Origin of the sequence: Oceanospirillum multiglobuliferum (genome assembly GCF_900167095.1) — a bacterium.
GTDB lineage: Bacteria > Pseudomonadota > Gammaproteobacteria > Pseudomonadales > Halomonadaceae > Oceanospirillum > Oceanospirillum multiglobuliferum.
The window spans coordinates 58,229-84,359 of the sequence record NZ_FUXG01000011.1 but is presented as its reverse complement, the minus strand read 5'-3'; the positions used below and the strand labels follow the sequence as shown (position 1 = coordinate 84,359).

Below are 26,131 nucleotides of genomic sequence, written 5' to 3'. Positions count from 1 at the left end.
TCAGAAGTTAGTTTCAAATTGCATAATATCTTTCGCTAGCGTCTTAGCATCAACTTTGTAGCTGCCATCAGCTATAGCTGCGCGAATAGCATTTACTTTATCTTCATTAATGTCAGGTGCAGAGTTTGCTCGCTCATGCAGTGCCGTCGCTTCTTCGCTGAGCTGGAAACTGTCAGTTCTTACACCCGTTTGAGCGGTGCTTGCAGAGGTAGCTGTCTCACGTTTAGAGACCTCCTCTTTACCAGAGGTACTAACGTTATTGCTACGTATTTTACTGCCGTGAAGACCGCCAGACAGGCTGTTTAGATCAATAGCCATATGTGCTGACCCCTATAAGTAATTCATCTTTAACCTAAAATAGGTATCGGCATACAATTCTAAAACTTTAATAAACTTTAGTATTTTATTCGCTTATTTGTTGTAGAAAATATACCTTTTTCAGTTGATTACATGGGCACTTCGACCTGCCCTGGCGCGATAACAATTGCCCTTATTATACGCCTAGATTGCGTATTTCGCACCTGAATCTGCTCGCCAATAGCGCCATCTTGCAACGCCTGTCCTTTAATACGTACTGTTAACGATCCTGCCGTTGCCTTAATAATCACATTATCACCATTACGGACTGCCTCAGCAGCTTTCACCATATTGGTAAAAATAACGCTGTTAGCTTGGATGGAGCGTGCAGCCGTAGTGCCAACAACCTGATCGATAGAACGGAAAAACGTGTAGTTCAACGCACTAGTTTCCATCTCTCTTAACCCTAGAATACTGGCACTGATTACAGTATCTCTAGGTAAACTGACAAGGCTAACGACCACAGGTTCAAAACTATTGACTTGCACAGGGATGAATATACCCCATAGAGGACTTGTGCAAGTTATCTTGATATTCATCTTACCGCGCAACTCATTGCGGCCAAGAGGATTCAATTCCAAGGGGACTTGACACTTACCTAAGCGCAGTCTCGGATCAATGTTATTAATCTCTAATTCAAAGCGTGCGCCTTTCAATGAGGTAAACTGAGGCTCTAAATACGCCTTAATGGCTTGTTCTAAGCTGGCTTGACTTTCAAATAGAGGATCATCCTCTACAGCCCATACTGACTGGCACAAGCTGAGCATAACAAGATATAAGCCTAGTAAATATTTAAGTAACAAACTGGGATCCTTTTGACATTTCGCAACCTATGGAGAGGTTAGCATTTTAATGTAACCGTCTCGTAATTTTTTTGAGAGAAATTGTCAGTTTTCACTTTGTTTAATAGGGTTATAGTTCTACCTTACTCTAGATAAATGTTAGTCTACTGATTCTGAATTGAATTCATACCTGTGGAAATAAACATGACTGAACAGGCAGGGCGTTTAGCTGAGCGCGCACAAACCGTAGGTGGCAACCGTATGGAATTGCTGCTTTTCCACTTGCGCGGTCGACAGAGCTACGGAATTAATGTTTTTAAGGTAAAAGAAATTTTACCTTGTCCCAAACTAACCAATTTACCTCAACACAATCCTATTGTACGAGGTGTAGCCAATATTCGAGGTATGACCATATCTGTTGTAGACCTCGGCATGGCAATTGGGCTACCGCCAATTAAAGACCTCTCGGAATCAGTTGTTATCGTAACGGAATACAACCGAGTCACTCAGGGCTTTCTTGTTACTAAAGTAGACAAAATTGTCAATCTCAATTGGAAAGAGGTTCATCCGCCGCCAGCGGCAACAGGTAAAGACACTTATCTGACGGCTGTAACAGAACTGAATGGCGTAATGATAGAGATCATTGATGTCGAAAAGGTTATCTCGCAGGTACACCCTGTCAATGAACGCATCAGCAAAGGCGTTATCGACGAGAAACTGAAGCTGATTTCATCCAAGTATAACGTCTTGGTTGTAGATGATTCTGGTGTTGCGCGCAACCAAGTGATTCGCTGCCTTGAGGAAGTAGGCGTGCAAACCATAGGCTTAAGCAATGGCAAAGAAGCTCTGGACTATCTCAACGCCATCGAGGAAAGCGGTAAGTCGGCCAGTGAAGAAATACTCATGGTTATTTCAGATATCGAAATGCCTGAAATGGATGGTTACACCTTAACAACCGAAATCAGAAGCAACCCTGCTTTTAATAATCTAAACATTATGCTGCACACCTCTCTGAGCGGCATATTTAATGAGGCGATGATTAAAAAAGTGGGTGCCAATGACTTCCTACCCAAATACGATGCCGATGAGCTAGCACGCAAAGTAGTGCAGCGTATCAATGTGTTGCAAGGTACAGCTACAGTATAATACCCCAAATAACCCTGTGCGCCTCCAGCTTTTTAAATTGGCGCACTGGTCGCATAAAAGCCCTTGTTTATTTAAAACATGTGGTAAGCTATTAAATATCTGTCATACGGTTTGGTGAGTTCAAGGGATGTCTACAGTTAGAACAATTGGTGCACAGGATTACGAGGCGTTTCGTAAGTTTTTACAAGATGCCTGTGGAATATTGCTTGGTGACAACAAGCAGTATCTTGTCACAAGTCGCTTAAACAAAATCATGGCACAGCATGGCATGACGACTTTAGGTGAGCTGACTAAAGAGATACTGGCTCACCCTCGCTCCGGTTTAAAAGAAGCGGTTGTTGACGCCATGACCACTAATGAAACCCTGTGGTTTCGTGATATCCATCCATTCAATATCCTACAAAACCAGCTATTACCTGAGTTAAGTAAGAGTTTAGGTGGGCAACAGCTTAAGATTTGGTCTGCAGCTTGCTCAACAGGTCAAGAGCCTTACTCAATTAGTATGGTGTTGGATGAGTTCAAACAAAAAAACCCAGGTGCTTTCCGTAGCGGCGAACGTATTGTTGCGACCGATATTGCAGCAACTGTTCTGGCTGCTGCAAAAGCAGGTGAGTATGAAATGCTCGCACTTGGTCGTGGCTTATCACAAGATCGCTTAACAAAGTTCTTCACTCAAACAGGTGACGGACGCTGGGCCGTGAAAGCCCCTATTAAACAGCGAGTTGATTTCCGCCCGATGAATCTGCTGCATAGCTATTCGATGCTAGGCAAATTCGATATCGTATTTTGTCGTAACGTGCTGATCTACTTTTCTGCTGAGCTAAAGAAAGACATCCTGACACGTATTCATGCCACGCTAAAACCTGGCGGTTATTTATTTTTAGGTGCATCTGAAGCGCTTAGCAATATGCCAGACCTATATGAAATGGTGCAATGTCGTCCTGGTATTATCTACCGCGCAAAATAAAATTTCGCCTATCAAAAAAGTAAGCTATTAGATACAACTTTGTAAGCATTTGATTTACTAAAAAAAGCCCGCTAGCTTCTCTGTTAGCGGGCTTTTCTGTATAACAAGCAAAGATACAAGTTACAAAAAAATGCTAGGAACTTCTCAGAAAAATCCACCATAATTAGCTTATCAAGTGCTTAATTAATGGTGTGCATTATGGAAACGCCATCCGTCAGTAGCTCCGCGCGTTATAGTCACATTGTTCAAGAGTACCGTAAAAAGGAACTCACAAGAGCGGTGCCTACCGATCCTGACGAGCAGAAAACGCTCGATCAAAAAAAACAAGAAGTCATCTCGCAGCTTGCCCAACGTGACGCAGAAGTGCGCACACATGAGCAGGCCCATAAAGCCATCGGTGGTCAATATGCTACTGGGCCAGAGTATGAGCTAACTAAAGGCCCAGACGGTAAAACCTATGCCACTGGTGGTCGAGTTAATATCGACACTTCTCCAATCCCTAACGACCCTGAAGCCACTCTAGAAAAAGCGGAGATTATTGCCCGTGCTGCTCTTGCACCTGCTCAACCCTCTGGCCAAGACCTAAAAGTTGCAGCTGAAGCGCGTGCCATGCAGATGGACGCCCATATACAGCTATTGGCACAGCAAGATGAAGAGGCTTTAGCGGCAAATGATCCTGACGCCAATGTAGAAACCCTCGACACCGATCATACAGCAGAGCAAAACCCAGAAGCTGCCAAACCTAAAAGTTTCTCTTTTGCTATGGTGATACCACAAACTTACACCGCAGCGTATTTTCAACGAGAAAATCCTGCACCTTCACAAGCTCAACAACTTAAAAATAAGTTTGATGAGCTTGGTCTTACTTATCCGCCTATAGCCTCTGGCCAACAAATATCCGTAAGCGCATAAAATCTTTTATGCGCTTTAATATTTCAGAGCAATTTCGAACTATATTCTAAGGAACTGATAAAAAAATCTTGACCCCAGCCCCTCTCTATCATAAGTTTCAAACATACGTTTGAATTAGAGCCTAAAGAGCAAACTTAAAACGCCTAATTCAACCCATCTGAACTGATACAAGAACAGTAAAAACCGAGGTCACTATGCCAACTTATAAAGCTCCCCTGCGTGATATCCGTTTTGTTATGGATGAATTATTGGATTTCCCTACGCACTATGCACAGCTGCCAAACGGTGACGATGCGTCTCCTGAAATCGTCAGTGCAATTCTGCAAGAGGGTGCTAAGTTCACTGAAGAAGTACTCACCCCGCTGAACCAAGTGGGTGACAGCCAAGGCTGTTCTTATAACGAAGGCGTAGTGACAACCCCTGATGGTTTCAAAGAAGCTTATCAACAGTATGTTGAGGGTGGCTGGCCATCAATGACACAAGATCCAGCTTATGGTGGCCAAGGTTTGCCCTCTTCTCTAGGCATGGTGCTTAATGAGATGGTGTGCTCTGCAAACCTATCATGGGGTATGTATCCGGGCTTATCACACGGTGCAATGGACGTGTTGCTCCACCACGGTACTGATGCACAAAAAGAGATGTTCTTGTCGAAAATGGTTGAAGGTAGCTGGACTGGCACCATGTGCCTAACAGAGCCACACTGCGGCACTGACTTAGGCTTGATTCGCACTAAAGCAGAGCCTCAAGCAGACGGTACTTACGCCATCAGCGGCACCAAGATCTTTATCTCTGCCGGTGAACACGACATGTCTGACAACATCGTACACCTTGTTCTGGCAAAACTGCCTGACGCACCTGGCGGCTCAAAAGGTATTTCGCTGTTTATCGTGCCTAAGTTTATGCCTGATGCACAAGGCGAAGCAGGTGAGCGCAACGGCGTACAGTGTGGCTCGATTGAGCACAAAATGGGAATTCATGGCAACAGCACCTGCGTGATGAACTTTGACGGTGCTCAGGGCTACCTGATTGGTGAGCCGCACAAAGGCCTGTCTTACATGTTCGTCATGATGAACGCAGCACGAATCGGTGTAGGCATGCAAGGTCTAGGCTTAACCGAAGTGGCATACCAGAACTCATTGGCTTATGCCCGTGATCGTTTACAGATGCGCTCACTTAACGGCCCTAAATTTCCAGAAAAAGCGGCAGATCCTATCATCGTACACCCAGATGTACGCCGTATGCTGCTGACTCAAAAAGCCTTCGCAGAAGGTGGTCGTGCGCTGATCTACTACACCGCTCAACTGATCGACAAAGTACATGCAGGTGGTGAGGACGCTAACGAAGCCAACGAACTACTAGGTCTGTTAACACCAATTGTAAAAGCCTTCTTAACCGAAGCAGGCTTTGAAGCTGCGAACGAAGGCGTACAGATCTACGGTGGTCATGGCTTTATTCACGAATGGGGCATGGAGCAGTTTGTACGTGACAGTCGCATCACTCGCCTATACGAAGGCACCACAGGCATTCAGGCCCTTGATCTATTAGGTCGTAAAATCCTGATGAGCCAAGGGGAAAGTCTGAAACGCTTTACCAAACAGGTTCACAAGTTCTGCAAAGCAGAAGAAGGCAATAGCGAACTGGCTGAGTTCACCACCACCTTGTCACAACTGAACCAAGAGTGGGGCGAGCTGACCATGCAAGTGGGTATGAAAGCGATGCAGAACCGTGATGAAGTGGGTGCAGCTTCTGTGGATTACCTGATGTACTCAGGCTACGTCACACTAGCTTACTTCTGGGCGCAAACCGCTAAAACAGCACAAACCGCATTGGCCAACGGCACTAATGAAACTGCGTTTTATCAAGGCAAGCTTGCCACTGCACGTTTCTACTTCCAGAAACTGCTGCCACGTACTCGTGCATTGGTTGCCACTATGCAAACAGGCGCAGATAGCTTAATGGCGATGGAAGATGAGCAATTTGGTTTAGGTTTTGAGATCTAAGCTTTAGATTCACTCTACTAATCTAAGCGCAGCATTTCAGAATCAAACAGGTCAGGGACGACCTGTTTTTTTTCACACCATATTTTTGCCGCAATAGTAGACCAATGTTGCAGGCTTTAAGATTGACATTTCTGAAGGCCGCATCAGCTCTATATTGCAGCGCAAAATCGCTGAAAGGCGCATGAATACTGAACTCACAAGTCACGCTACTTGCTAGCAGCAACCGGATGCATTCAGTAATATGACTAAAATATATTATTTAGTCGCCTCCTGTTTCTAATCAACAGGCATGATTTGATTGCTTCAGTCGCAGGTCACTGAACACTTAGAGGAATAATTGTCATGGCAAAGTATAAAGCCCCTTTGCGCGATATGCGCTTTGTTCTGAACGAAGTTTTTGAAGCGGATAAACTGTGGGCGTCTATGCCTGCAACGGCAGAGGTCACCTCTGATCTGGTGGATGCGATTCTAGAAGAAGGCGCAAAAGTCGCAGAGAACGAACTATTTCCACTGAACCGCACGGGTGACGAAGAAGGCTGTCAGTTCAACAACGGTGACGTAAAAACGCCAGAAGGTTTTAAAGAAGCTTTCACACTACTATCCGAAAGCGGTTGGTTAGGTCTTGGCGGCAACCCAGAGTTTGGCGGTCAAGGCATGCCAAAAATGCTGACCGTATTGTTTGAAGAGATGCTGTACGCTGCCAACACCTCATTTGCGTTGTACCCCGCACTGAACAGTGGTGCGGCACTGTGCTTAGACAACCACGCCACAGAGGCGATGAAAGAGCAACTGCTGCCTGCCATGTATGAAGGTCGCTGGTTAGGCACCATGTGCTTAACTGAGCCGCACTCTGGTACAGACTTAGGCTTAATTCGCACCAAGGCAGAGCCTAACGAAGATGGTTCGTTCAACATCACCGGCACCAAAATTTTCATCACCGGTGGTGAGCACGACCTGACTGAGAACATTGTTCACCTTGTATTGGCGAAACTGCCTGATGCACCAGCGGGTTCTCGCGGCATCTCTCTGTTCATGGTGCCTAAATTCCTGATCAACGAAGATGGCTCTGTAGGCGAGCGCAACCCAGCATTCTGTGGTTCTATTGAGCACAAAATGGGCATCAAAGGTTCAGCCACTTGTGTGATGAACTTTGACGGTGCCAAAGGTTGGATGATCGGCGAGCCTAACCGTGGTCTGGCTTGCATGTTCACCATGATGAACTACGAGCGTCTATCAATTGGTATTCAAGGTCTAGGTTTGGGCGAAGTGGCGTATCAAAGCGCGATGGACTTCGCACAAGAACGTACCCAGAGCCGTTCACCAACGGGCGCAAAATATCCTGAGAAATCTGCTGACAACATTCTGGTTCACCCAGATGTGCGTCGTATGGCATTGAATGTACGTGCATTCAACGAAGCGGGTCGTGCATTCGCCTCTTACGTAGGCATGCAGTTGGACATGTCCAAGTATCACGAAGATGCTGAGGTTCGTAACAAAGCCGCTGCACTGGTTGCCCTGCTAACCCCTGTGACCAAGTCTTACTTAACCGACCGTGGTTTAGACTGCACCATTACCGCACAACAGATCTACGGCGGCCAAGGTTATATCCGTGAGTGGGGCGCTGAGCAATATGTACGTGATGCCCGTATCGCACAGATCTACGAAGGCACCAACGGCATTCAGGCGATGGATTTGATCGGTCGTAAAGTGGTCGCGAATAACGGCGAATACGTCAAACTGTTTGAAGCTGACATCCGCGCCTTTATGGCCGAGCAAGCTGATAACGCTTTTGTACAGCCTTATCTGACTAAACTGGATGCAAGCCTACAAACGCTGTCTCACGTAACAGAAGGTGTTCTGGCGCGTGCAAAAGCGAACCCAGAAGAGATGGGCGCAGCTGCACAAGACTACCTAGACCTTTTTGGCTTGGTGACTTATGCCTACCTATGGGCGCGTATGGTAGCGGTTGCCGCGCCAAAAGCCGCCGATGACAGCAGCGGTTTCTATGACGCTAAAGTTAAAGTGGCCAACTACTTCTATGCTCGTATTCTGCCAAAAGCTGCTTCTCTGGCTGCACAAGTTGACGCTGGCGCAGAGACTTTAATGGCAATTGATGAAGCACTGTTCTACGCAGAGTAAGTCACCTCGTAGGGTACGTGTTAAGCGCCTAACCCGCGCAAAGATTAGATTTGGAGTTTTAGCCGGCTAAGGTCTCGACCAAAGCCGGTTTTTTTATCCCCGAAACAAACCTTGATACATCTCACTTGTAAATCTGCTCGTTCTGTTTACCATCTTAAACACTCTTTTTTTAGCCAAGACGACCCTTATGAAAATTCTGCTTATTGCTGATGAACATCCTGAAGGTTTGCTAAACCTGCAAGCATTAATGCAGCGACTGGTGTTGAAACACCGTAACTGCCGAATCAGTTTGTTGGCGCCTAAAGCGTTACACTCGTTGGCGCGTCGTTTACCGCTATTGGATGAGTTATTGGTATTACCAGAGGCAGATGTTCACTTTAAGTACTTTTGGTGGGCAGGGCGACAACTCGAGAGCTATCACTTTGATCAAGCCATTGTATTGACCCGCCGTTGGAAGCCTGCACTAATACCCACTCTGTCTGGGGTAGAACGTCGTACAGGTTGGTTAGGTCGTCTGCGCTTCATTTTGCTCAATGATGCCCGCTTATTAAACTCCAAACAGTTTGCCACCGAGCGCCAACAGTATTTGGCTTTAGCGGATGATCACGGTGAAGCAGTGACAGAGCTGCCAGAACCTGAGTTATTTGCCGACGCAGAACAAGGCCAAGCACTGCTACAAAGCCATTACTTGCAAGACGATATTCAAGATGACAAACCTGTGGCACTGTTTTGCCCCGCAGCAACACTGGCTAATAATCAGCGTTGGCCTGTCCGTAATTGGAGTCAACTGGCCGCAGAATTGATCTCTCAGGGTTGGGTGATTTGGTTAATGGCACCTAAGGCTGAGCAGGCGTTATGCGAGCAGATCTGTGCAGGGCTTGATCGTGAGCAGCAGATGTCGATCAGTAATCTTGCAGGCCGCTTGGCATGGGAAGAGATGATTGATCTAATGGCTTTTAGCCGAGTCGTAGTTGCACAAGATCGGTTATTCAGTCAATTTGCACTGGCATTAAAACAACCGCTAATAGCCTTATCTGGCACTTCGGGCTTACAAGAGTTTATGCCCGTCGATCAACCGGAGAAGTCGCGCTCAGTACGTAGCGACCTATATTGTCAGCCCTGTGAACCTAGCACCTGCCATTTAGCCCGTGGCAATCAAACCGCCCCTTGTGTGGAGGCATTAACGGTTGCCCGTGTAAAAGCAGCGGTGATGAGCATGGTGCCTGTACAAGCGCTAGACTAAAGCGCACCATTTTGGAGCCTATGCCTTGTAGATGAAATCCTGCGTAAACTATAGTTTACAATACCCTTCTTCTGCTTTTCTTTTAAAAATAGCCGCCTAAAATGCGCGCACTTCTATTCAATAAAAGCAGACGCTATCTGGCCTCTAGCATAGAGCGATAAACTGAATGACTCACCCTAACAATCATCATACGCAGTTGAACTGGTGCATGGCACTCCAGTGTTCCTACGCGTCGATGTTAAGCGGGTTTTGCTCAGTGCTGCGCCTATCTCCTGTACGACGCATTAAATCTGCCACCTCTAAACCTAATGAATGGCTGTTTGCCTCACTGCAACTATTGCAGCGTATTTGCCACAGTTGATTTCCCTTCTGACTGTACGCGCTTTAATTCAAACCTCTTTATTTCTATTTTTAAGTTAGCGGCTTTAGGTTAAATCCTATAAACGCTGGCTTAGTTATATTCAGTTGGGAACAACTATGAAACGTCATGCACATGCTTGGTTAGGCTTATTAGAAGGCAGCTTTTTAGTGGCGCTGGGGATTTTATTTTTAAAATCGACCCATGTTGCCGTCGGTGGTATTACAGGAGTGGCTTTGATTGCAGATTGGTTAATGCCACGTTTTTCTTTTGGCCAGATTTTTTTAGTGGTCAACTTACCCTTCTATTGGTTGGCCTATCGTGAAAAAGGTTTAATGTTTACGGTGCGCACGGCTATAGCGGTAACCTTGATCAGTTTATTCACTGATCTATTAGTGCAAAACGTTCAGCTTGAACTAAACTCCCCTATCTTAGGAGCGCTAGCCAGTGGTGCTTTAATCGCTTTTGGTATTGTGACGCTATTTCAACACAACGCCTCTACAGGGGGGTTCACGGTATTGGTACTCTTTTTAGAGCGTAAGTGGCACCTCAATCGTGGCTTTGCATTATTGGCGATTGATGCAATCACTATTGGCTCTGCATTGGTGATGTTTGGTGCAGAGCTTTGGTTAAGCTCACTTTTGGTTACCGTAGTGATGGGGTCAATTATTGGTCGTTATCGACAACAAAATACTCAGCCACAGCTTAAAGTCGAGCGTTCAGAGACTTAATTATCCCGCTTTACCTTCATTAAGATTGCGCCTAGGCTGTCGTTTTTCTCGTTCAAATTGGAGCGACAACCTTGGTGCTTTCCTCTTTCGATCTCGGACTACTGATCATCTCCAGCGGTATCACCTCTTTTATCACCGCAGCAGTGGGTATTGGTGGCGGTGTGATGCTGTTGGCAATTATGGCCAGCATTTTACCCCCTATGGTTTTGATCCCCGTTCATGGCATGGTACAGCTTGGCTCCAATGCCAACCGAGCTTTTGTCACCCGCCATCATATTCACTGGCCCATGCTGATTCGCTTTGCCATTGGCGCAAGTGCAGGGGCGCTGCTGGCCTCTCAAGTGTTAGTAGAGCTGCCCGTTGATACCATCCGTCTGGCGGTTGCCTGCTTTATTTTATTGGTGGTGTGGGCACCTAAACCTAAACAGGTGACGGTTTCACATACGGGAACCCTTCTGGTGGGGTTCGCCACCACCTTAATCTCAATGTTTGTGGGCGCATCAGGCCCTCTGGTTGCCGCTTTTATCCATCGGATGGGGCATGACAAGTTAGCCACCACCGCCGCCTTTGCCAGTTGCATGTCATTTCAGCATATTTTGAAAGCCGCAGTCTTTGGTGCATTGGGCTTTGCTTTTGCTGACTGGTGGCAGCCCATTTTACTGATGATTTTATCGGGCGCGGTCGGCACTTGGCTTGGCTTGAAATTGCTGAATAAAATCCCTGCACAACGTTTTAATCAAATCTTCAAATGGATGGTAACACTGCTTGCACTACGTTTAATTTGGCAGGTACTAGCGGTTTAGTACGACATCAAGCGCGCATATTAATGTTTAAAACGATTATGATTAATTGTTTCATATGTCGCCTATGCTAAAGCTGGGTATGATGTCGTGCACCGTTGAGCATGAGTATCTCAACGGCTCAAAGCATCCCACTAACGTCCTTAATTGAATGGTGTTATTTTGATGTTTTGATCACTTACTTCCTTTGAACATTATGTTTCAGCAGCAGAGCAAATTTTGCCCCTTCTTATTGATCTACTGCTTTATTTGCTACACGCCGAGTTAACTCAAGGAACCCGCAGAGGCCTGTTATGAAAACAATTTTACCCCGCAACTTACTATCCCATTCAGCGCTGCTGCTTAGTTTACTTAGCCCGTTAGCGGCCTCTTCTGCACTCGCAGCTGAAAAACCTAAAATGCCAGCGATGCCTGTTGAAGCACAAATTGTGCAGCCAGAAACCCTAATTCGTAGTGTTGAACTGGTCGGCTCTTTAAGTGCTAACGAATCCGTTATGATCAGCCCAGAAGTATCAGGCCGTATTGCCAGTATTAATTTTAAAGAGGGCCAGTTGATTCAACGGGGCCAAACCCTTTTTACGATGGACAGCTCAATCCAACGGGCCGAACTGAAAAAGGCAGAAGCCAGCCGTAGCTTAAGCCAGATCGAATTCAAACGGGCAGATGAGCTATACAGCCGCAATGCAGGCAGTGAAAATGCCCGTGACACCGCACAGGCCAAACTACAAATTGATGAGGCCAGCGTCAGCCTTGCCAAAGAGCGTGTTGCACAGATGAACCTAACGGCATCATTTGATGGCTTAGTGGGTTTGCGCTCGGTCAGTTTGGGTGAATATGTCACCCCCGGCCAAGCTTTGGTTAACCTAGTCGCCATTGACCCGCTACGAGTTGAGTTTCGTGTACCTGAGCTTTACCTGACCAGCTTGGCAGTAGGGCAAAAAGTGGATGTGAAGTTAGATGCGGTGCTGGGTGAGGTTTTCACGGGTGAAGTGTTTGCAATCTCACCAGAGGTCGACACCAATGGCCGCAGCGTAAAAGTAGTCGCCCGTGTCGATAACAGTGCGCGTAAGTTACGCCCAGGTTTGTTTGCTCGAGTGAATTTACAGCTGCAAACCTTAGACAACGTCTTGATGGTGCAAGAAGAAGCCCTAGTACCACAAGGTAACGCACAGCTGATTTACACCTTGGTTGAGGGCAAAGTTAAAATCAGTCCCGTGCGTTTAGGCATTCGTGAGCGTGGCCGTGTACAGGTGGTAGAGGGCTTAAATGCAGGGGATATCGTTGTCACTGCAGGCCAAATGAAGCTACGTCCGGGGGCAGCGGCTATGCCGATCAATCTGCCTAAAGCCCCCGCAGCGACCAGTGGTCAATAAGGAGTTTTTGCATGGTCTTGTCTGAAATCTCCATCAAACGCCCCGTACTGGCGACAGTAATGAGCTTACTGTTGCTACTACTGGGGATCATCACCTTTGACCGTTTGTCGGTGCGGGAATATCCCAATATTGACGTGCCTACGGTTTCGGTGACCACCACTTATACCGGCGCTAACGCCAGTATTATTGAGTCGCAAGTCACCAACGTGCTGGAAGATTCTCTATCGGGCATTGAAGGCATCGACTTTATGACCTCAGCCTCCAGCTCAGGCAAAAGCCAGATCACGATCAACTTCAAGCTGGATCGTGATGCGGATAATGCCGCCTCTGACGTGCGCGACCGTGTAGGTCGAGTGCGCGGCCGTATGCCGGCGGATATTGACGAGCCTATTGTTGCTAAGGTTGAAGCCAACGCACAGCCGATTATGTATCTGGCGTTCTCAAGCCCGAACCACACCCCGCTACAGATGACCGATTATGCCGATCGCTTGGTGAAGGATCGTCTGCAAACCATTCCTGGTGTGGCAGAGGTGCGTATCTTTGGTGAGCGCCGCTACTCCATGCGAATCTGGTTAGATCAGGCGCGTATGACCGCTTATGGCGTGACGGTATCTGATATTGAAAACGCACTGCGCAGCCAAAACTTAGAGGTGCCATCCGGTACGATTAAGTCAGCCGCGCGAGAGTTCACCGTACTGACACAAACTGATCTGCAAACCCCAGAACAGTTTGAGCAGGTGATTCTACGAAACAACGACGGTTATCTGGTGCGTCTACACGACGTTGCCCGTGTGCGTATCGACAGTGCCAGCGACCAAGGCACCGTGCGCTTTAAAGGCCAAACAGCGGTAGCACTGGGGGTTGTGAAACAGTCGGTTGCCAACCCGTTAGATGTGTCTGCAGCGGTACGCAAAATGTCGCCTGAGATTGAGGCGCTATTGCCGGAAGGCATGAAAGTTAACGTGGCCTATGATTCTTCGATCTTTATTGATCGCTCCATCAAAGCCGTTTACACCACCATTATCGAAGCGGTTGCGCTGGTGATTTTGGTGATCTTCCTGTTCCTGCGCTCCTTCCGCGCCACCTTGATTCCGTTAGTCACCATTCCAGTCTCACTGATCGGTGCCTTTATCTTTATGTATGTACTGGGCTATTCCATCAACACCTTAACCCTATTGGCGATGGTGATGGCGATTGGCTTGGTGGTGGATGACGCCATTGTGATGTTGGAAAACATCTACCGTCATATCGAAGAAGGCATGGAGCCGATTCAAGCCGCTTTTAAAGGTGCGAAAGAGATCGGCTTTGCCGTGGTCGCCATGACCATCACCTTAGCCGCTGTATTTGCCCCTTTAGCCTTTACCGAAGGCCGCACAGGTAAGCTGTTTGCCGAGTTCGCTTTAACGCTGGCAGGTGCTGTATTGGTGTCTGGCTTTGTGGCGCTGACCCTCTCACCGATGATGTGTTCACGCTTACTGAAACATGAAAACCACGGACGTTTTTATCTGTGGGGGGAGAAAGTTTTAGATGGTCTTGGCAATCTCTATCGCCGCTCGCTCAAAGCCAGTTTAAAAGCGCGTCCACTTGTTTTACTGGTTGGCCTTAGCTGCATGGGCGGCTTGTATTACAGCTTTAACAGCTTGCAGTCTGAGCTTTCCCCTGTTGAAGACCGTGGCACCATCATCGGTTTTGGTATTGGTCCTGAAGGTTCTACCACCGAGTTTTTAGACCAATACAGCCGCCGCATCGAAGGAGTGTTTGCAGGCGTTCCCGAAATTGAACGCTACTTTGTGATCACGGGTTTATTCCCCACAGAAAGCAACATCATCTCCTTTGCGGGTTTAACCGACTGGGAAGCCCGTGAGCGCAGCTCTCAAGCCATCGCAGGTAGCCTACGTGGCCCTATGTTTGCGGGGATCACGGGGATTATGTCATTCCCAATCACCCCTGCTTCATTAGGCCAAAGCCCGATAGCACGCCCGATTGAGCTGGTGGTGCAAACCACAGGCGACTTTGCCGAACTACAAAAGCTAGTGGGCGCGGTAATGGGTAAAGTCTATGCCAGCGGTAAACTGGCCAACCCCGATGTGGACTTAAAACTGAACAAACCTCAGCTACAGGTCAACATCAACCGTGATAAAGCCGCCGCGGTAGGTGTATCGGTTTCAGAAATTACCCGTACCTTAGAAACCTTGTTAGGCGGTCGCACCGTGACCCGTTACAAACAAGGCAACGAGCAGTACGACGTGATCGTGAAAGTAGCCGATGTAGATCGTGCCACCCCGTCATCATTGTCGGCCATCTATGTACGCGCCAGCACAGGGCAAATGGTACAGCTGTCAAACTTAGTGACCGTTTCTGAAAACGTGGCACCAAGGGCGCTGAACCACTTTAACAAACTGCGCTCTGCCACCATTCAAGCCAGCTTAACCCCCGGTTTAACCCAAGGTGAAGCACTGGCGTGGTTGGCTGAAACCGTAGAAACCACCGCCAAAGAGTTGAACATCACAGGGGTGCAGTTGGATTACAGCGGCCAAGCCCGTGAGTTTATGACCTCTGGCAGCTCGTTAATGGTCACCTTTGCCCTAGCGCTGTTGTTCATCTACTTGGTATTAGCGGCACAGTTTGAAAGCTTCCGCTCACCTATGGTGATCATGCTCACCGTGCCTTTGGCAATCTTAGGGGCGTTACTGACCATGAAAATGACCGGTGGCACCTTAAACGTCTACAGCCAGATCGGCTTGATCACCCTCATTGGTTTGATCACCAAACACGGTATCTTAATGACCGAGTTTGCCAACCAACTGCGTGAATCGGGGCGTGAAAAGTTTGACGCCATTGTCGAAGCCTCAGTGCTGCGCTTACGCCCGATCCTCATGACCACAGGCGCAATGGTGCTGGGTAACGTACCACTGGCACTCGCCACTGGCGCAGGGGCAGAAAGCCGTCAGGCCATTGGTTGGGTGATTGTAGGGGGCTTAACCTTCGGTACGATCCTAACCTTGTATGTGGTGCCAACGGTATACACCTACATTGTGCAGAAACTGCCGCATCTGCCAGAGCCGGATTACGAGTAAGTTCTGAATATTGGGTTTTGACACTTTGATGCTGTGAAGGAGTTTTTTCACAGCATCAAAGGGCTAGAGTGCTAGAACCGTGCGTTGCTAAAAATTGATCTGACAGCAGCGCTTTCTTACAAGAAATTTAATCAGACGTCATCTTGTTAATTAATTCTGATATATCAGCCATTCCCATCTCCATTTCTTCACTCAATATGCTGCTTCTTTTGTAAATAGGAATAACTAAATCTAATTTTTGGAACTCATTATGTTGAGCAATTATATCCAAATAAGACTGCAGGACCTCAAGTTTGGTGCTTTCCCTTGAAAGGTCTTTTTTCACTTTTTCCTCATAGCGAATGATCTCATTAGGGTCATTCTCGTATTCATGCTTAGCATAATAAAATTCTCGGCCTAGTCTTTTTTGTGACCATTTAAGCTTGCCTAGCAGTCTTTTAATTTCTACTTGTGTTTCTGTTGTCCCCATTTGTCCCTAGCACCTTTGTTATATTCCAGACACTGCTCCAGCGGGAGCAGTAAACCTTTATTCAATGGGAGTAAATAATGACCAAGAATACAATGTCGAAAGCCGCTGCTGCACGAATTCAATCTGCAACTGCAGTATCAAACGGTGGCTCTGTTCCTAAAGGCTCTTTCGCTGCTCGAGCTCAGTCTGCAGCAAGTAAGTCTGGTTCAACTCCACCACCAAATGGGCCAAGTAAAACAGGCAATCCCTCCGGTGGTGGTCGAGGCAACAACCCACCAAAAAGTAAATAGGAGGTTTTATGCCCGATACGTCAACAATGTCTGACGAGGAATTAGATCTTTGGTCAGATATTAATAATCCAAACAACGACAATTATTTCGGAGACTAGTTAAAAAAGTAGCTTGGGCAAGCTCAAGCTACTTGCATGCCTTTGCATTGTTTTCAAAGGCTCTCAAAAAGCCTTTTTCATCCACTTTGTATCGAATATATGAAATTTCGTTCATAGTTTCCTCTAGAGCGCAAAGGCATATTTTCTTCTTCGATTCGAAACCTTGATAGGATAACGGTTCCTGATATGCGCTATGGCATGCCTCTAAAACTGCTGACTCTACCGCTAGTGGATAGCGATTATCGGTAATTGCGTAATCAATAAATTGACTTCCACCATAGGCAAGTATTGCGGCTAAACTGGCCGCTTTAAGTGGTTTTTTGATCGAAAACCTTTCTATAGTGTTTTCACAAATCTTGCATTGAAAGTCTACTGTTGCACCAATCTCAGCTTTATCGCCACAGTTACATGATTCCATTCTTTTTACGCTCTACTGATTTAGACTTGTAAAATTCCAGCCAGATACACGTCACCGGTTTCAAAATATCGGCAGCTTTTAAGGAAAGATTTTGATAAGAAGGAAAAATCCATTTTCTGATCTGGCAGCCTCCCTGCTAAACGCTTTTGTGCGTTATTCGGCTCTGAGCAGCAGGCACTTGTAATTTCGAGCCTACTTTTCATAATTACTTGAATTTGCAGTCTATCCCAAGCCCTACAATCGGTAAACTGCACCTTAAGTCTCATCCTCTTCCATCCTATAGAAGTTGCGAGGAAGTTTTTTAGCCTTCTCATAATCCCTAAATCTCATTGGCCTTTCGGTAATTGCCCTGATAATCAAAAATACGCTCCTGCACCTGCCAGTAGTGTTTTTGTTTACGGGCAATCACAAAATCTGGTGCAGGCAGTAGGGATTGCAGCTGCAAGACCTCTTCAAGGGTTTTGAACGTTAGCGGGGTTTGGCCGTTGGCTAAACGTCGCCCAAACAGGGTGTTAAAGACATGGCGCTGTGCAGGTTTACTGAAATCAAACGATTCGCTCAGCTCCTCTCCATCTTCTCCTTGATAGGTGATTTTGAGTTTGCTCTCACTGGTGTTTAAGCTGATACCCGCGCACCGAATCACCATCGCATCTTTCAGCTTTAGGGCGTCTTTTAACTGATCATCAGGGTCGATAATGGCTTTTTTGCATTGATGGCAGTTTCGGGCGGCAATGTCATTTTCAGCCCCGCAGTGTGGACAGGCTTTGAAGCGAAACCGATAGTCGCATTGTTCTGGTCGCTCGTTTTCCTCGACAGGTTCTAGCAGCCCCTGACAACGGCGTCCGTAGTGTTCTATCACATGGCCTGCACTGTCGGTTTTGCCCCAAAAGATATTGGCAAATCCACAACCGGGGCAGAACACTTGTACAGGTTGGCTATCGGGATTGGGTTTCTTTTCGCCCACTTCGGGGTGATGCAGGTTGACGTTGTTACCTGCGTAATCCATCACTAAACAGTCGGTTTTGCCTTCATCCAAACGCAGGCCGCGCCCGACAATTTGCTGATACAAACTCACCGACTGAGTGGGGCGCAATATGGCGATGACATCCACATGAGGTGCATCAAAACCTGTGGTGAGCACTGAAACATTGACCAGATATTTCAACTGACGTTGTTTAAAACTTTGTATCAAACGGTCGCGCTCTTTCAGATCAGTGGCGCCTGTAATTAACGCGGTTTGCGGTTCCGGTAGATAGCCTGTGATCTCTTTGGCATGCTCTACCGTGGCGGCAAAAATCATTACGGCTTTGCGTTGCATCGCCAGTTCTACTACTTGTTCGATAATGGCGCGGGTGACTCGCTGATATTTGCCCAGCAGTTGATTGACCTCTTTTTCAGCATATTCGCCAAAACGGTTTTGAGACAGTGATGAAAAATCATATTGCGCCACCGCAGCATCCACCAATACAGGTTTGGTGAGATAGCCCCGATGGATCATGTAGCTCAAAGGCAGTTCATAAATGCAGTGCTGAAAAGGTTTGTCCTCTTCACTGCGCACAAATCCTCGATAGTGATAGCGGTAGATCCACCCCATTCCCAACCGATAAGGCGTGGCGGTGAGTCCCAATACTTTAAGCGCGGGATTTTGTTGGCGCAGCAATTCGATAATGCGCTGATACTGGCTGCTGTCATCACCGCTCACCCGATGGCACTCATCAATGATCAGCAATGAGTATTCCTGATTGAACTGCTCTAAGTTAGCCGCCACCGACTGCACACTGGCAAAAGTCACCTGATGCTGGTTGTCTTTGCGCTTTAACCCTGCGGAGAAGATGCTGCCTGTTAAACCATAACTTTGGTACTTGGCATGGTTTTGTTCCACCAACTCTTTCACATGGGTCAGCACCAGAATTTTACGCCGCGCCAACCGCGCCAACTCGGCAATCACCAAGCTTTTGCCCGCACCCGTGGGCAGCACAATCACAGCCGCCGTATTCGACTTGCGAAAATGCTTTATCGTGGCATCAACGGCTTCCTGCTGATATGGGCGAAGGGTGAAAGGCGTGGTCATAACAGGCTTTTATCAAGTGATGAACGAAAAAGAGATGATAGCAAATCTTGCAGAAAAAGACTGTATGGATTCTCAGTTATTAAAAAACTGCCCTCCAAGACAACACTACTGACACCATGCTGTCAGTAGCCCTGCATTACACTGCACAGGTCAAATTTAACAACACCCCAAACAGCAACATGGAGTATCCGCAATGGAACATAAAACCAATATCGCCGTATGGTTTGAGATCCCATCCACCGATTTTGATCGTGCAGTCAGCTTTTACCAGAGCATTTTTGAGGTGGAGCTTGAAAACTTCGATATGGCAGAACTTCGGATGGGACTTTTCCCCCATAATAATAAAGCCGAAGTTTCCGGTGCCGTAATTCACGGTGAAGGTTTTAAACCCTCATCAGATGGCTGCATCGTCTACTTAAATGGCGGGGCTGATCTGGCGGTTGTTTTATCGAAAGTCGAAGCAGCGGGTGGTAAAGTGCTGCTACCTAAAATCCATCTGAGTGATGAAATTGGCTACATCGCCCACTTTATGGACACCGAAGGTAACCGCCTCGGTATTCACTCCATGTTATAACTTACTTCGCCATAAAGTTAGGAGATTCGCGTGCGCCGGGCAGACCGTCTTTTCCAAATCATCCAATACCTGCGTAACCGTCGTTTAACTACGGCGAAATGGTTGGCGGAAAAGCTCGAAGTTTCCGAGCGCACCATCTACCGTGACATTCAGGACTTAATGCTCTCTGGCGTCCCCATCGAAGGTGAAGCCGGAGTTGGCTATGTACTGCGCCACGGTTTTGACATCCCACCTATCATGTTCACCAAAGATGAGATAGAAGCGTTGGTTATCGCCGCCCGATTGGTTAAAACTTGGGCGGGATCTAAACTCGCGCGCTCTGCCGACAGCGCACTAGACAAGATAGAAGCTGTACTACCGAACAACCTGAAAAAAGAACTGGCAAAACCAAGGCTCTATACACCGGAAGTCCTCACCAATAGCAGCACCGCAGCCTTGTTAGATGACCTGCGTGAAGCGGTTAACGCCAAACAGGTCATTCATGTTGAATACCTCAGCTTGAAGGGCGAAACCACCCAACGGGAGTTAAAGCCACTTGGCCTGTTCTTCTGGGGCAAGGTTTGGACGCTTGCCGCGTGGTGCGAGTTACGCCACAGCTACCGCAGCTTTCGCGTGGATCTCATCACAAGGGTCAGCAGCACCGACCGCGTATTTGAAGAGGATGACAAGATCTCGTTTAGCGCGTTTTTGAATGAGGCGTATGGGGAGATGGGGCGCGGAGGTTTAGATCACTGATCGGAGCAAGCATTTCGTAATGGCCTCCTCCGTACGTGGTAGATTTCAATCCTTCCCGTATCAAATGTTACATTGCAGAATTGCTGTTAATGAGGGCATCACCAATTCGAGCACTGAGCTTGCTCTTTTAGGTAGTTGGCTTTGGTGTCCATCGCTGCGTTACCTCGCTGAACTTCATTATTAACCGCGTTTACCAGCTGCATCATCTGCTTTTGTAGTTTTGCTTTTAGCTGTTCAGTTACCGCTTGCTGCTCTGCTTTTCTAAAATGCACAGGTTTTAGGCTGTGGATAAAGTTTTTCATTTCACGTTCGATGATAGGGAAGTGCTTTTTCAAAGTGGTAATGTTGACCAATACATGACGATTTTCATGATCCAGCACTGAGGCAAATTCACAGCTATTACGCGGGTATTTTTTGTCGATATAAACATTAACGTCGGTATAACCTAATTTAAAATCTACTCCAGACAAGCGCATACAATATTGCCCTCGCCCCAAGTCGTAATAGGTGACATTGATACTTTGCTGGTACTGTAATTTTGCGACGGTAAGTCCTGCTTGATACCAGTTTTTACCCAGTTGCTTTTTGCTTAAACGGTTAATTTGTGCCGAACTGTGGCTATGATCGTAGCTTGGTTCTCCTGTGATCATCTCAAATTTTATTTCAGTATTGTTGTGTTGCACTGGGCAAGCGTTAGCCGCAAAGACAAACTGACTGGGTAGTAACATCGTGCAAAGTATTAAGAGAGAAATTTTAAACAAGAGAGTCGCCAGCATCAGTAGTGTTATTAAACTGTAAACTAAAAAAGCCCTTACACCTAACGAGATGTAAGGGCAAACAGACAACAGACTAAAACAACAAGCAACTTCTAAACAATCAAACTAAGGCCTTAGCGTCCTTGTAAACGTTCATTGCGACGGCGCAGCCACTCTAATGTTGAGAGCAACGCTAAAGCGAACAAAGTCAGTAAAGTTGACACCGCTAAAATTGCGGGGGTGATATTCTCACGGATACCATCAAACATTTGTCTAGGTAACGTGCGCTGCTCAGGCCCTGCCACGAATAGTGCCACCACAACCTCATCAAACGAGGTGGCAAAGGCAAAAAGCCCGCCTGAAATCACGCCTGGTAAAATCAACGGCAGCACAACTTTCCAGAAACTGATCCAAGGATTAGCGCCTAAGCTACTGGCTGCACGCATTAAGTTGCGGTCAAAGCCTTGTAGCGTGGCGTTCACCGTAATCAGTACAAAAGGCGCGCCTAAAATGGCATGAGCCAGTACTAAACCGAGGAAACTGGCATTTAGACCCATTTCAGCAAAGAAGAAATATAAACCTAATGCAGAGATCACCAGAGGGACAACCATGGGTGAAATCATGAGGCTTAACATCAAGTTTTTGCCTTTAAAGTCAGCATAGTTCAAACCAATGGCGGCCAGCGTACCTAGAATAGTGGCCAATAAGGTTGCCGCAGAACCAATGAGCAAGCTGTTTTTTAACGCGCTTGTCCATTGCTCAGAGGTTAATACCTCTTCGTACCAACGCAGTGACCAACCCGGCATCGGATAGCTTAAAAAGCTATCCGAGCTGAACGACAATGGAATAACGACCAAAATCGGTAAAATTAAAAACAGCAATACCCCTAAGCCTACGCCCCAGTAAAGGTAGTGGGCCAAGCGATCTGTTTTGGTGTGGTAAGGTTGAAAGGCCATTTGCGTTATCCCATTTTGATCTGGTTACGGTTACTCAAGCGAGCGTAAAGCACAAACAACAATGTGCTGGCCAGCAATAGAATGGCACCTAATGCCGATGCCATACCCCAGTTAATGACGTTGTTGGTGTAGTAAGCAATAAAGTAGCTGATCATCTGGTCTTGGGGTGAGCCAATCAATGCCGGAGTGATGTAGTAACCAATCGACATGATAAAGCAAAGTAAAAAACCTGCGGCCACACCGGGCAGGGTCTGAGGCACATAAACTTTAAAGAACGCCACCACTGGATGCGCACCTAAACTCAGTGCCGCACGCATATAAGTACCTGGAATGGATTTCATCACGCTGTAAAGCGATAACACCATAAAGGGCAATAAAATATGCACTAAACCGATATACACACCGGGGCGGTTGAACAACAAAATCAGGGGCTCGTTGATGAGACCGATGCTTTCTAGTAGGCCGTTTATTAAGCCGTTTTTCTGCAATACCACCACCCATGCACTGGTACGTACCAGTAGCGAGGTCCAAAACGGCAGCAACACGCCAATCATCAATAGGTTGGCATATTTAGATGGCGCGTTTGCCAGTAAATGTGCCAATGGAAAACCTAACACCAAGCAGATCATGGTCACCACAAAAGCGATCCATAAGGTGCGTAAGAAGATATTCACGTAAATACCCTGATCTTCTGGTGCGGCAACAATGTCACCTTGGGCATTCTTTTGTAGATCAAGACTGGTGAGCAAGTAGTAACTGGTGTAAGCCGGAGCAGTGTTTTTAATCACCTGCCAAGTGGGCAACTCGCCCCATTGGGCATTGGTTTTAATCAATAAGGCTTTGGCCTCAGCAGCGGTTTTTGGCGCACTGCCACGGCTCAGCTGTCGAGCGGTACGGGTGAGTAAGCTGCGAAAGCCGGGGTCTTCGTAGTTAATACGTTGTGCAGCCTGCGATAAGGTTTTGTCTGCCCAAGACTGACGAATCTCTTGTACCATTAGCGCGTAGATATCAACGCTGGGTAATTCAGTCGCCTGCCACTGCATTAAGGCCTTGCTGGTTTCTGGAAATGCATTCTGTACTTCAGGGCTTTCAACACTGCGCACCATCATCAGTGCGATAGGGGTAATAAATACGATTAAGGTGAATAAAAACAGCGGAGCTACTAGCAGTAACGCTTTCATTTTTTGCCGACGCTGCGAACGTCGCAAACGTATTTTTAGCTCACGCGACTCGTCTTTTAACGATGGGCCATTGTTTTCAACTGCCAGTTCCATCTTTGTTCCTCGTCTCTTAAGGGAGGTCTGGTACACATCGGGTACAAAGGAGGTGCTGAACACCTCCTTGTTTACTCAAGATCAGACTTGATTAACGGGCAACCCAAGCGTTAAAACGCTGTGTCAGTTCATCTTGATAATCTAACCAGAACATGGTGTCTTCACGCAGTGCTGTTTTTAGGTTGTCAGGATGGGTTGGTAGGTCTTTCGCCACTTTTGCAGGCACTTTTTCTACTGCTGCTTTGTGGGTTGGGCCGTATGGAATTTCAATAGGGTAGTTTTTCTGGTTATCTGGCTGGCTGGCAAAGCCGATAAATTGCATCGCTTGTTTCTTATTAGGCGAGCCTTTAACTACCGCAAATGAGTCAACCGAGTAAACCTGCCCACTCCAAACCACTTGGAAGTGTTTACCTTCTTTGTTGGCGGCAGTGATACGGCCGTTATAAGCCGAGGTCATTACAACATCGCCAGACGCTAACCACTCTGGTGGTTGTGCACCCGCTTCCCACCATTGAATATGAGGTTTTAATTCGTCTAGTTTGCGGAAAGCACGATCAACACCCTCAGGTGTGCTTAATACTTTATAGACTTCCGTTGGTGCAACACCGTCAGCCATCAATGCGAATTCAAGGTTACTTTTCACGCCTTTGCGTAGGCCGCGCTTACCAGGGAATTTTTGTACATTCCAGAAATCAGCCCAGTTTTTTGGGCCTACTTTTAAAGTGTCAGTGTTATAAGCAAGAGCCGTAGACCAGACATAGCTACCTACACCACACTCACTGGTTGCACCTTCGATAAATTGATCTTCAGCACCTACGATTTTCCAATCAATAGGTTCGAATAAACCGGTTTCACAACCTCTTAATAGCTCTGGATCTTCAACAGTGACCACGTCCCAAGTCACGGTTTTACTGTCTACCATTGCTTTAACTTTTGCCAAGCCGCCAGAGTAGCTATCTTGGCTCATTTTTGAGTCTGTTTGCTGCTCGAAAGGTTGGAAGTACACTTTATTTTGAACTTCTTGTGCTGCGCCGCCCCAGCCGACAACCGTCAGTGGGCGTGCTTGTGCGCTCTGCATGGCTAGGGCCGTTCCTGCGGCTAATGCGGTCACGAAAAATTTGCGGTAGTTCATTGAGCATTCCTTCTGGGTGATGAAAAGTTAAGCTGTTTTCTGAAAAGTGAAACAAGCTATGCGACAGGCACGGCACGACAATCTGAAGCTCTAAAGCAAAGTTCGGTAGCTTGACCAGGGGTAAAGCTGCCTTGCCAGTGATTGGCGGGTACTTTGATCATAAAGTCGTCGTTTTCTGCCAATGTCAGACGTAAACGAATGTGATCACCGTGGTAGATATATTCTGCAAGGTGGCCATTAATTCGGTTACATTCGGCATCTGAAGCTAAAGTGAAATCGATTCGCTCAGGACGTACAGACAAACAGGCCGGTTGCCCTATCTGTAAGCCTGCGCCAGCCTCAGCATGAATCAACGCACCGCTGTTTAAACGCAGTTGGCAAGTATTGTTGATCAGTTGCTCAACGGTGCCGCGCATGACATTGGTTTCACCAATAAAGGTGGCCACAAACTCATTGGCAGGACGTTCATAGAGGGCAGTTGGTGAGTCGATTTGCTGAATAATGCCATCGTTAAAAACGGCAATACGATCAGACATGGTCAGCGCTTCAGATTGATCATGAGTCACGAATACCATGGTCACACCTAGGTTTTCATGAAGATGCTTCAGTTCAATCTGCATCTGCTCGCGCAGGTTTTTATCCAGAGCGCCCAATGGCTCATCTAGCAAAACCAGCTTAGGTTCAAACACCAGTGCGCGTGCTAATGCAATACGTTGTTGTTGACCACCTGACAGTTGAATCGGCTTACGATCTGCCAGATGTCCAAGTCTTACCATGTCCAGCGCTTTTTTTGTGCGCTGCTCAATTTCACTTTTAGGAACTTTTCTCACACCTAGAGGAAACGCGATGTTTTCCGCCACGCTCATATGGGGAAACAAGGCATAGTTTTGAAAAACAACGCCAATATCACGTTTATAAGGAGGAATCTTGTTTAAAGCTTGGCCATCTAAATAGATGGTGCCCTGTGTTGGTGACTCAAAGCCCGCCAACATCATCAAACAGGTACTTTTGCCGGAGCCAGATGGGCCCAACAAGGTGAGAAACTCACCTCTTTCAATATCCAGATTTAAGTTTTTGACGATATTCACTTCACCATCATAACTTTTCTGAATGTTTTCAAAACGGACGATAGGATCGACTGCTGACACTCTGACCTCCTGGGTACATTGTGTTTCTTATTATGGACATGCAGGTTCTTAGCGATTTATGTTGTTTTTATTTTGTCCATAATTTCTAACACTTGTGGTAAAGCTGCAAGCGTTTTTTGCAATAATTAGTAACCGCTATACAAAAGTTCTTTTTAATCAATAGGTTGTGATTTTTTCTTTTCAGGTGAGCTGATTTTTGATCTGTTGTTATGGGCGTTGAAAGGCAAGAGTTAGTGCGCTGGTAGGCAGAGGATGATATTTTTTTGCTTGATTATTAGGTGTTTTATCACTGGCTAATAGAGTGTTTTGTCCACAATAATGCACAA

At 46.8% G+C, this 26,131-nt stretch carries 23 protein-coding genes; 13 read left to right on the top strand and 10 right to left on the bottom strand.

From position 1 onward, the window contains the following. A complete protein-coding gene (gene flgM / locus B5D26_RS09095) occupies positions 1–318 on the bottom strand; it encodes a flagellar biosynthesis anti-sigma factor FlgM (protein WP_078745428.1) in 318 nt (105 codons plus the stop codon). Positions 319–446: 128 nt separating this feature from the next. Next, entirely contained in the window at positions 447–1,160 is a 714-nt protein-coding gene (gene flgA / locus B5D26_RS09090) for a flagellar basal body P-ring formation chaperone FlgA (protein WP_078745427.1), read from the bottom strand. 183 nt (positions 1,161–1,343) lie between these two features. Here flgA and B5D26_RS09085 point away from each other — a divergent pair, with 183 nt between their 5' ends. The 10 genes from B5D26_RS09085 (at position 1,344) to B5D26_RS09040 (ending at position 15,885) form a co-directional block, all read left to right on the top strand. After that, positions 1,344–2,285: a chemotaxis protein CheV gene (locus B5D26_RS09085; protein ID WP_078745426.1), complete on the top strand. Its 942-nt coding sequence runs from the start codon at positions 1,344–1,346 to the stop codon at positions 2,283–2,285. 127 nt (positions 2,286–2,412) lie between these two features. Next, on the top strand, positions 2,413–3,252 hold the full coding sequence (locus tag B5D26_RS09080; RefSeq protein WP_078745425.1) for a CheR family methyltransferase: 840 nt from the start codon (positions 2,413–2,415) through the stop codon (positions 3,250–3,252). Positions 3,253–3,450: 198 nt separating this feature from the next. After that, on the top strand, positions 3,451–4,164 hold the full coding sequence (locus tag B5D26_RS09075; RefSeq protein ID WP_200810649.1) for a putative metalloprotease CJM1_0395 family protein: 714 nt from the start codon (positions 3,451–3,453) through the stop codon (positions 4,162–4,164). A 194-nt stretch (positions 4,165–4,358) separates the two neighbouring features. Further along, entirely contained in the window at positions 4,359–6,164 is a 1,806-nt protein-coding gene (locus B5D26_RS09070; protein ID WP_078745423.1) for an acyl-CoA dehydrogenase C-terminal domain-containing protein, read from the top strand. A gap of 342 nt (positions 6,165–6,506) precedes the next feature. Further along, a complete protein-coding gene (locus tag B5D26_RS09065; RefSeq protein ID WP_078745422.1) occupies positions 6,507–8,303 on the top strand; it encodes an acyl-CoA dehydrogenase C-terminal domain-containing protein in 1,797 nt (598 codons plus the stop codon). A 187-nt stretch (positions 8,304–8,490) separates the two neighbouring features. Beyond that, positions 8,491–9,546 carry a lipopolysaccharide heptosyltransferase II gene (gene waaF / locus B5D26_RS09060; protein ID WP_078745421.1) on the top strand — a complete coding sequence of 352 codons (1,056 nt, stop codon included), beginning with the start codon at positions 8,491–8,493 and terminating at the stop codon, positions 9,544–9,546. Between the two features lie 477 nt (positions 9,547–10,023). Beyond that, entirely contained in the window at positions 10,024–10,635 is a 612-nt protein-coding gene (locus B5D26_RS09055; RefSeq protein ID WP_078745420.1) for a YitT family protein, read from the top strand. A gap of 74 nt (positions 10,636–10,709) precedes the next feature. Continuing rightward, positions 10,710–11,438, top strand: coding sequence for a sulfite exporter TauE/SafE family protein (locus B5D26_RS09050; RefSeq protein ID WP_234985255.1), 729 nt, complete (start codon positions 10,710–10,712; stop codon positions 11,436–11,438). Between the two features lie 290 nt (positions 11,439–11,728). After that, the gene (locus B5D26_RS09045) at positions 11,729–12,808 is read left to right on the top strand and encodes an efflux RND transporter periplasmic adaptor subunit (RefSeq protein ID WP_078745418.1); all 1,080 of its coding nucleotides are present in this window, start codon (positions 11,729–11,731) and stop codon (positions 12,806–12,808) included. Positions 12,809–12,819: 11 nt separating this feature from the next. Continuing rightward, a complete protein-coding gene (locus B5D26_RS09040) occupies positions 12,820–15,885 on the top strand; it encodes an efflux RND transporter permease subunit (RefSeq protein ID WP_078745417.1) in 3,066 nt (1,021 codons plus the stop codon). A gap of 127 nt (positions 15,886–16,012) precedes the next feature. Here B5D26_RS09040 and B5D26_RS09035 read toward each other — a convergent pair whose 3' ends face one another. Next, positions 16,013–16,354: a hypothetical protein gene (locus B5D26_RS09035; RefSeq protein ID WP_078745416.1), complete on the bottom strand. Its 342-nt coding sequence runs from the start codon at positions 16,352–16,354 to the stop codon at positions 16,013–16,015. Positions 16,355–16,431: 77 nt separating this feature from the next. On the opposite strand from B5D26_RS09035, the gene B5D26_RS09030 reads away from it, so the two are divergent. Then, positions 16,432–16,644 (top strand): hypothetical protein, encoded by a 213-nt coding sequence (locus tag B5D26_RS09030; protein WP_078320907.1) that lies wholly within the window; start codon positions 16,432–16,434, stop codon positions 16,642–16,644. A gap of 126 nt (positions 16,645–16,770) precedes the next feature. Here B5D26_RS09030 and B5D26_RS09025 read toward each other — a convergent pair whose 3' ends face one another. Then, complete coding sequence (locus tag B5D26_RS09025; RefSeq protein ID WP_078745415.1) at positions 16,771–17,160, bottom strand: hypothetical protein; 390 nt, start codon at positions 17,158–17,160, stop codon at positions 16,771–16,773. Between the two features lie 319 nt (positions 17,161–17,479). Continuing rightward, the gene (locus B5D26_RS09015) at positions 17,480–19,231 is read right to left on the bottom strand and encodes a DNA repair helicase RadD (protein ID WP_078745413.1); all 1,752 of its coding nucleotides are present in this window, start codon (positions 19,229–19,231) and stop codon (positions 17,480–17,482) included. 193 nt (positions 19,232–19,424) lie between these two features. Here B5D26_RS09015 and B5D26_RS09010 point away from each other — a divergent pair, with 193 nt between their 5' ends. Together B5D26_RS09010 and B5D26_RS09005 are read left to right on the top strand one after the other, a co-directional pair. Next, entirely contained in the window at positions 19,425–19,805 is a 381-nt protein-coding gene (locus B5D26_RS09010) for a VOC family protein (RefSeq protein ID WP_078745412.1), read from the top strand. 30 nt (positions 19,806–19,835) lie between these two features. Next, on the top strand, positions 19,836–20,540 hold the full coding sequence (locus B5D26_RS09005) for a helix-turn-helix transcriptional regulator (protein WP_078745411.1): 705 nt from the start codon (positions 19,836–19,838) through the stop codon (positions 20,538–20,540). A 98-nt stretch (positions 20,541–20,638) separates the two neighbouring features. Here the strand turns inward: B5D26_RS09005 and B5D26_RS09000 are convergent, their stop codons facing one another. From B5D26_RS09000 to B5D26_RS08980, 5 genes are all read right to left on the bottom strand, one after another. Beyond that, positions 20,639–21,301, bottom strand: coding sequence for a hypothetical protein (locus tag B5D26_RS09000; protein ID WP_139776580.1), 663 nt, complete (start codon positions 21,299–21,301; stop codon positions 20,639–20,641). Positions 21,302–21,429: 128 nt separating this feature from the next. Continuing rightward, entirely contained in the window at positions 21,430–22,251 is an 822-nt protein-coding gene (locus tag B5D26_RS08995; RefSeq protein WP_078745409.1) for an ABC transporter permease, read from the bottom strand. A 5-nt stretch (positions 22,252–22,256) separates the two neighbouring features. Beyond that, positions 22,257–23,525, bottom strand: a complete 1,269-nt coding sequence (locus B5D26_RS08990; protein ID WP_078745408.1) for an ABC transporter permease — start codon at positions 23,523–23,525, stop codon at positions 22,257–22,259. Positions 23,526–23,616: 91 nt separating this feature from the next. Further along, complete coding sequence (locus B5D26_RS08985; protein WP_078745407.1) at positions 23,617–24,657, bottom strand: ABC transporter substrate-binding protein; 1,041 nt, start codon at positions 24,655–24,657, stop codon at positions 23,617–23,619. Between the two features lie 56 nt (positions 24,658–24,713). Next, positions 24,714–25,805, bottom strand: a complete 1,092-nt coding sequence (locus tag B5D26_RS08980) for an ABC transporter ATP-binding protein (protein ID WP_078745406.1) — start codon at positions 25,803–25,805, stop codon at positions 24,714–24,716. Between the last annotated feature and the right edge of the window lie 326 nt (positions 25,806–26,131).

Excerpts from the sequence above, each read along its gene's own strand:
- flgM (WP_078745428.1), bottom strand. The coding sequence starts at position 318 with ATGGCTATTGATCTAAACAGCCTGTCTGGCGGTCTTCACGGCAGTAAA.
- B5D26_RS09085 (WP_078745426.1), top strand. The coding sequence starts at position 1,344 with ATGACTGAACAGGCAGGGCGTTTAGCTGAGCGCGCACAAACCGTAGGT.
- B5D26_RS09080 (WP_078745425.1), top strand. The coding sequence starts at position 2,413 with ATGTCTACAGTTAGAACAATTGGTGCACAGGATTACGAGGCGTTTCGT.
- B5D26_RS09075 (WP_200810649.1), top strand. The coding sequence starts at position 3,451 with ATGGAAACGCCATCCGTCAGTAGCTCCGCGCGTTATAGTCACATTGTT.
- B5D26_RS09070 (WP_078745423.1), top strand. The coding sequence starts at position 4,359 with ATGCCAACTTATAAAGCTCCCCTGCGTGATATCCGTTTTGTTATGGAT.
- B5D26_RS09065 (WP_078745422.1), top strand. The coding sequence starts at position 6,507 with ATGGCAAAGTATAAAGCCCCTTTGCGCGATATGCGCTTTGTTCTGAAC.
- waaF (WP_078745421.1), top strand. The coding sequence starts at position 8,491 with ATGAAAATTCTGCTTATTGCTGATGAACATCCTGAAGGTTTGCTAAAC.
- B5D26_RS09055 (WP_078745420.1), top strand. The coding sequence starts at position 10,024 with ATGAAACGTCATGCACATGCTTGGTTAGGCTTATTAGAAGGCAGCTTT.
- B5D26_RS09045 (WP_078745418.1), top strand. The coding sequence starts at position 11,729 with ATGAAAACAATTTTACCCCGCAACTTACTATCCCATTCAGCGCTGCTG.
- B5D26_RS09040 (WP_078745417.1), top strand. The coding sequence starts at position 12,820 with ATGGTCTTGTCTGAAATCTCCATCAAACGCCCCGTACTGGCGACAGTA.
- B5D26_RS09035 (WP_078745416.1), bottom strand. The coding sequence starts at position 16,354 with ATGGGGACAACAGAAACACAAGTAGAAATTAAAAGACTGCTAGGCAAG.
- B5D26_RS09030 (WP_078320907.1), top strand. The coding sequence starts at position 16,432 with ATGACCAAGAATACAATGTCGAAAGCCGCTGCTGCACGAATTCAATCT.
- B5D26_RS09025 (WP_078745415.1), bottom strand. The coding sequence starts at position 17,160 with ATGGAATCATGTAACTGTGGCGATAAAGCTGAGATTGGTGCAACAGTA.
- B5D26_RS09015 (WP_078745413.1), bottom strand. The coding sequence starts at position 19,231 with ATGACCACGCCTTTCACCCTTCGCCCATATCAGCAGGAAGCCGTTGAT.
- B5D26_RS09010 (WP_078745412.1), top strand. The coding sequence starts at position 19,425 with ATGGAACATAAAACCAATATCGCCGTATGGTTTGAGATCCCATCCACC.
- B5D26_RS08995 (WP_078745409.1), bottom strand. The coding sequence starts at position 22,251 with ATGGCCTTTCAACCTTACCACACCAAAACAGATCGCTTGGCCCACTAC.
- B5D26_RS08990 (WP_078745408.1), bottom strand. The coding sequence starts at position 23,525 with ATGGAACTGGCAGTTGAAAACAATGGCCCATCGTTAAAAGACGAGTCG.
- B5D26_RS08985 (WP_078745407.1), bottom strand. The coding sequence starts at position 24,657 with ATGAACTACCGCAAATTTTTCGTGACCGCATTAGCCGCAGGAACGGCC.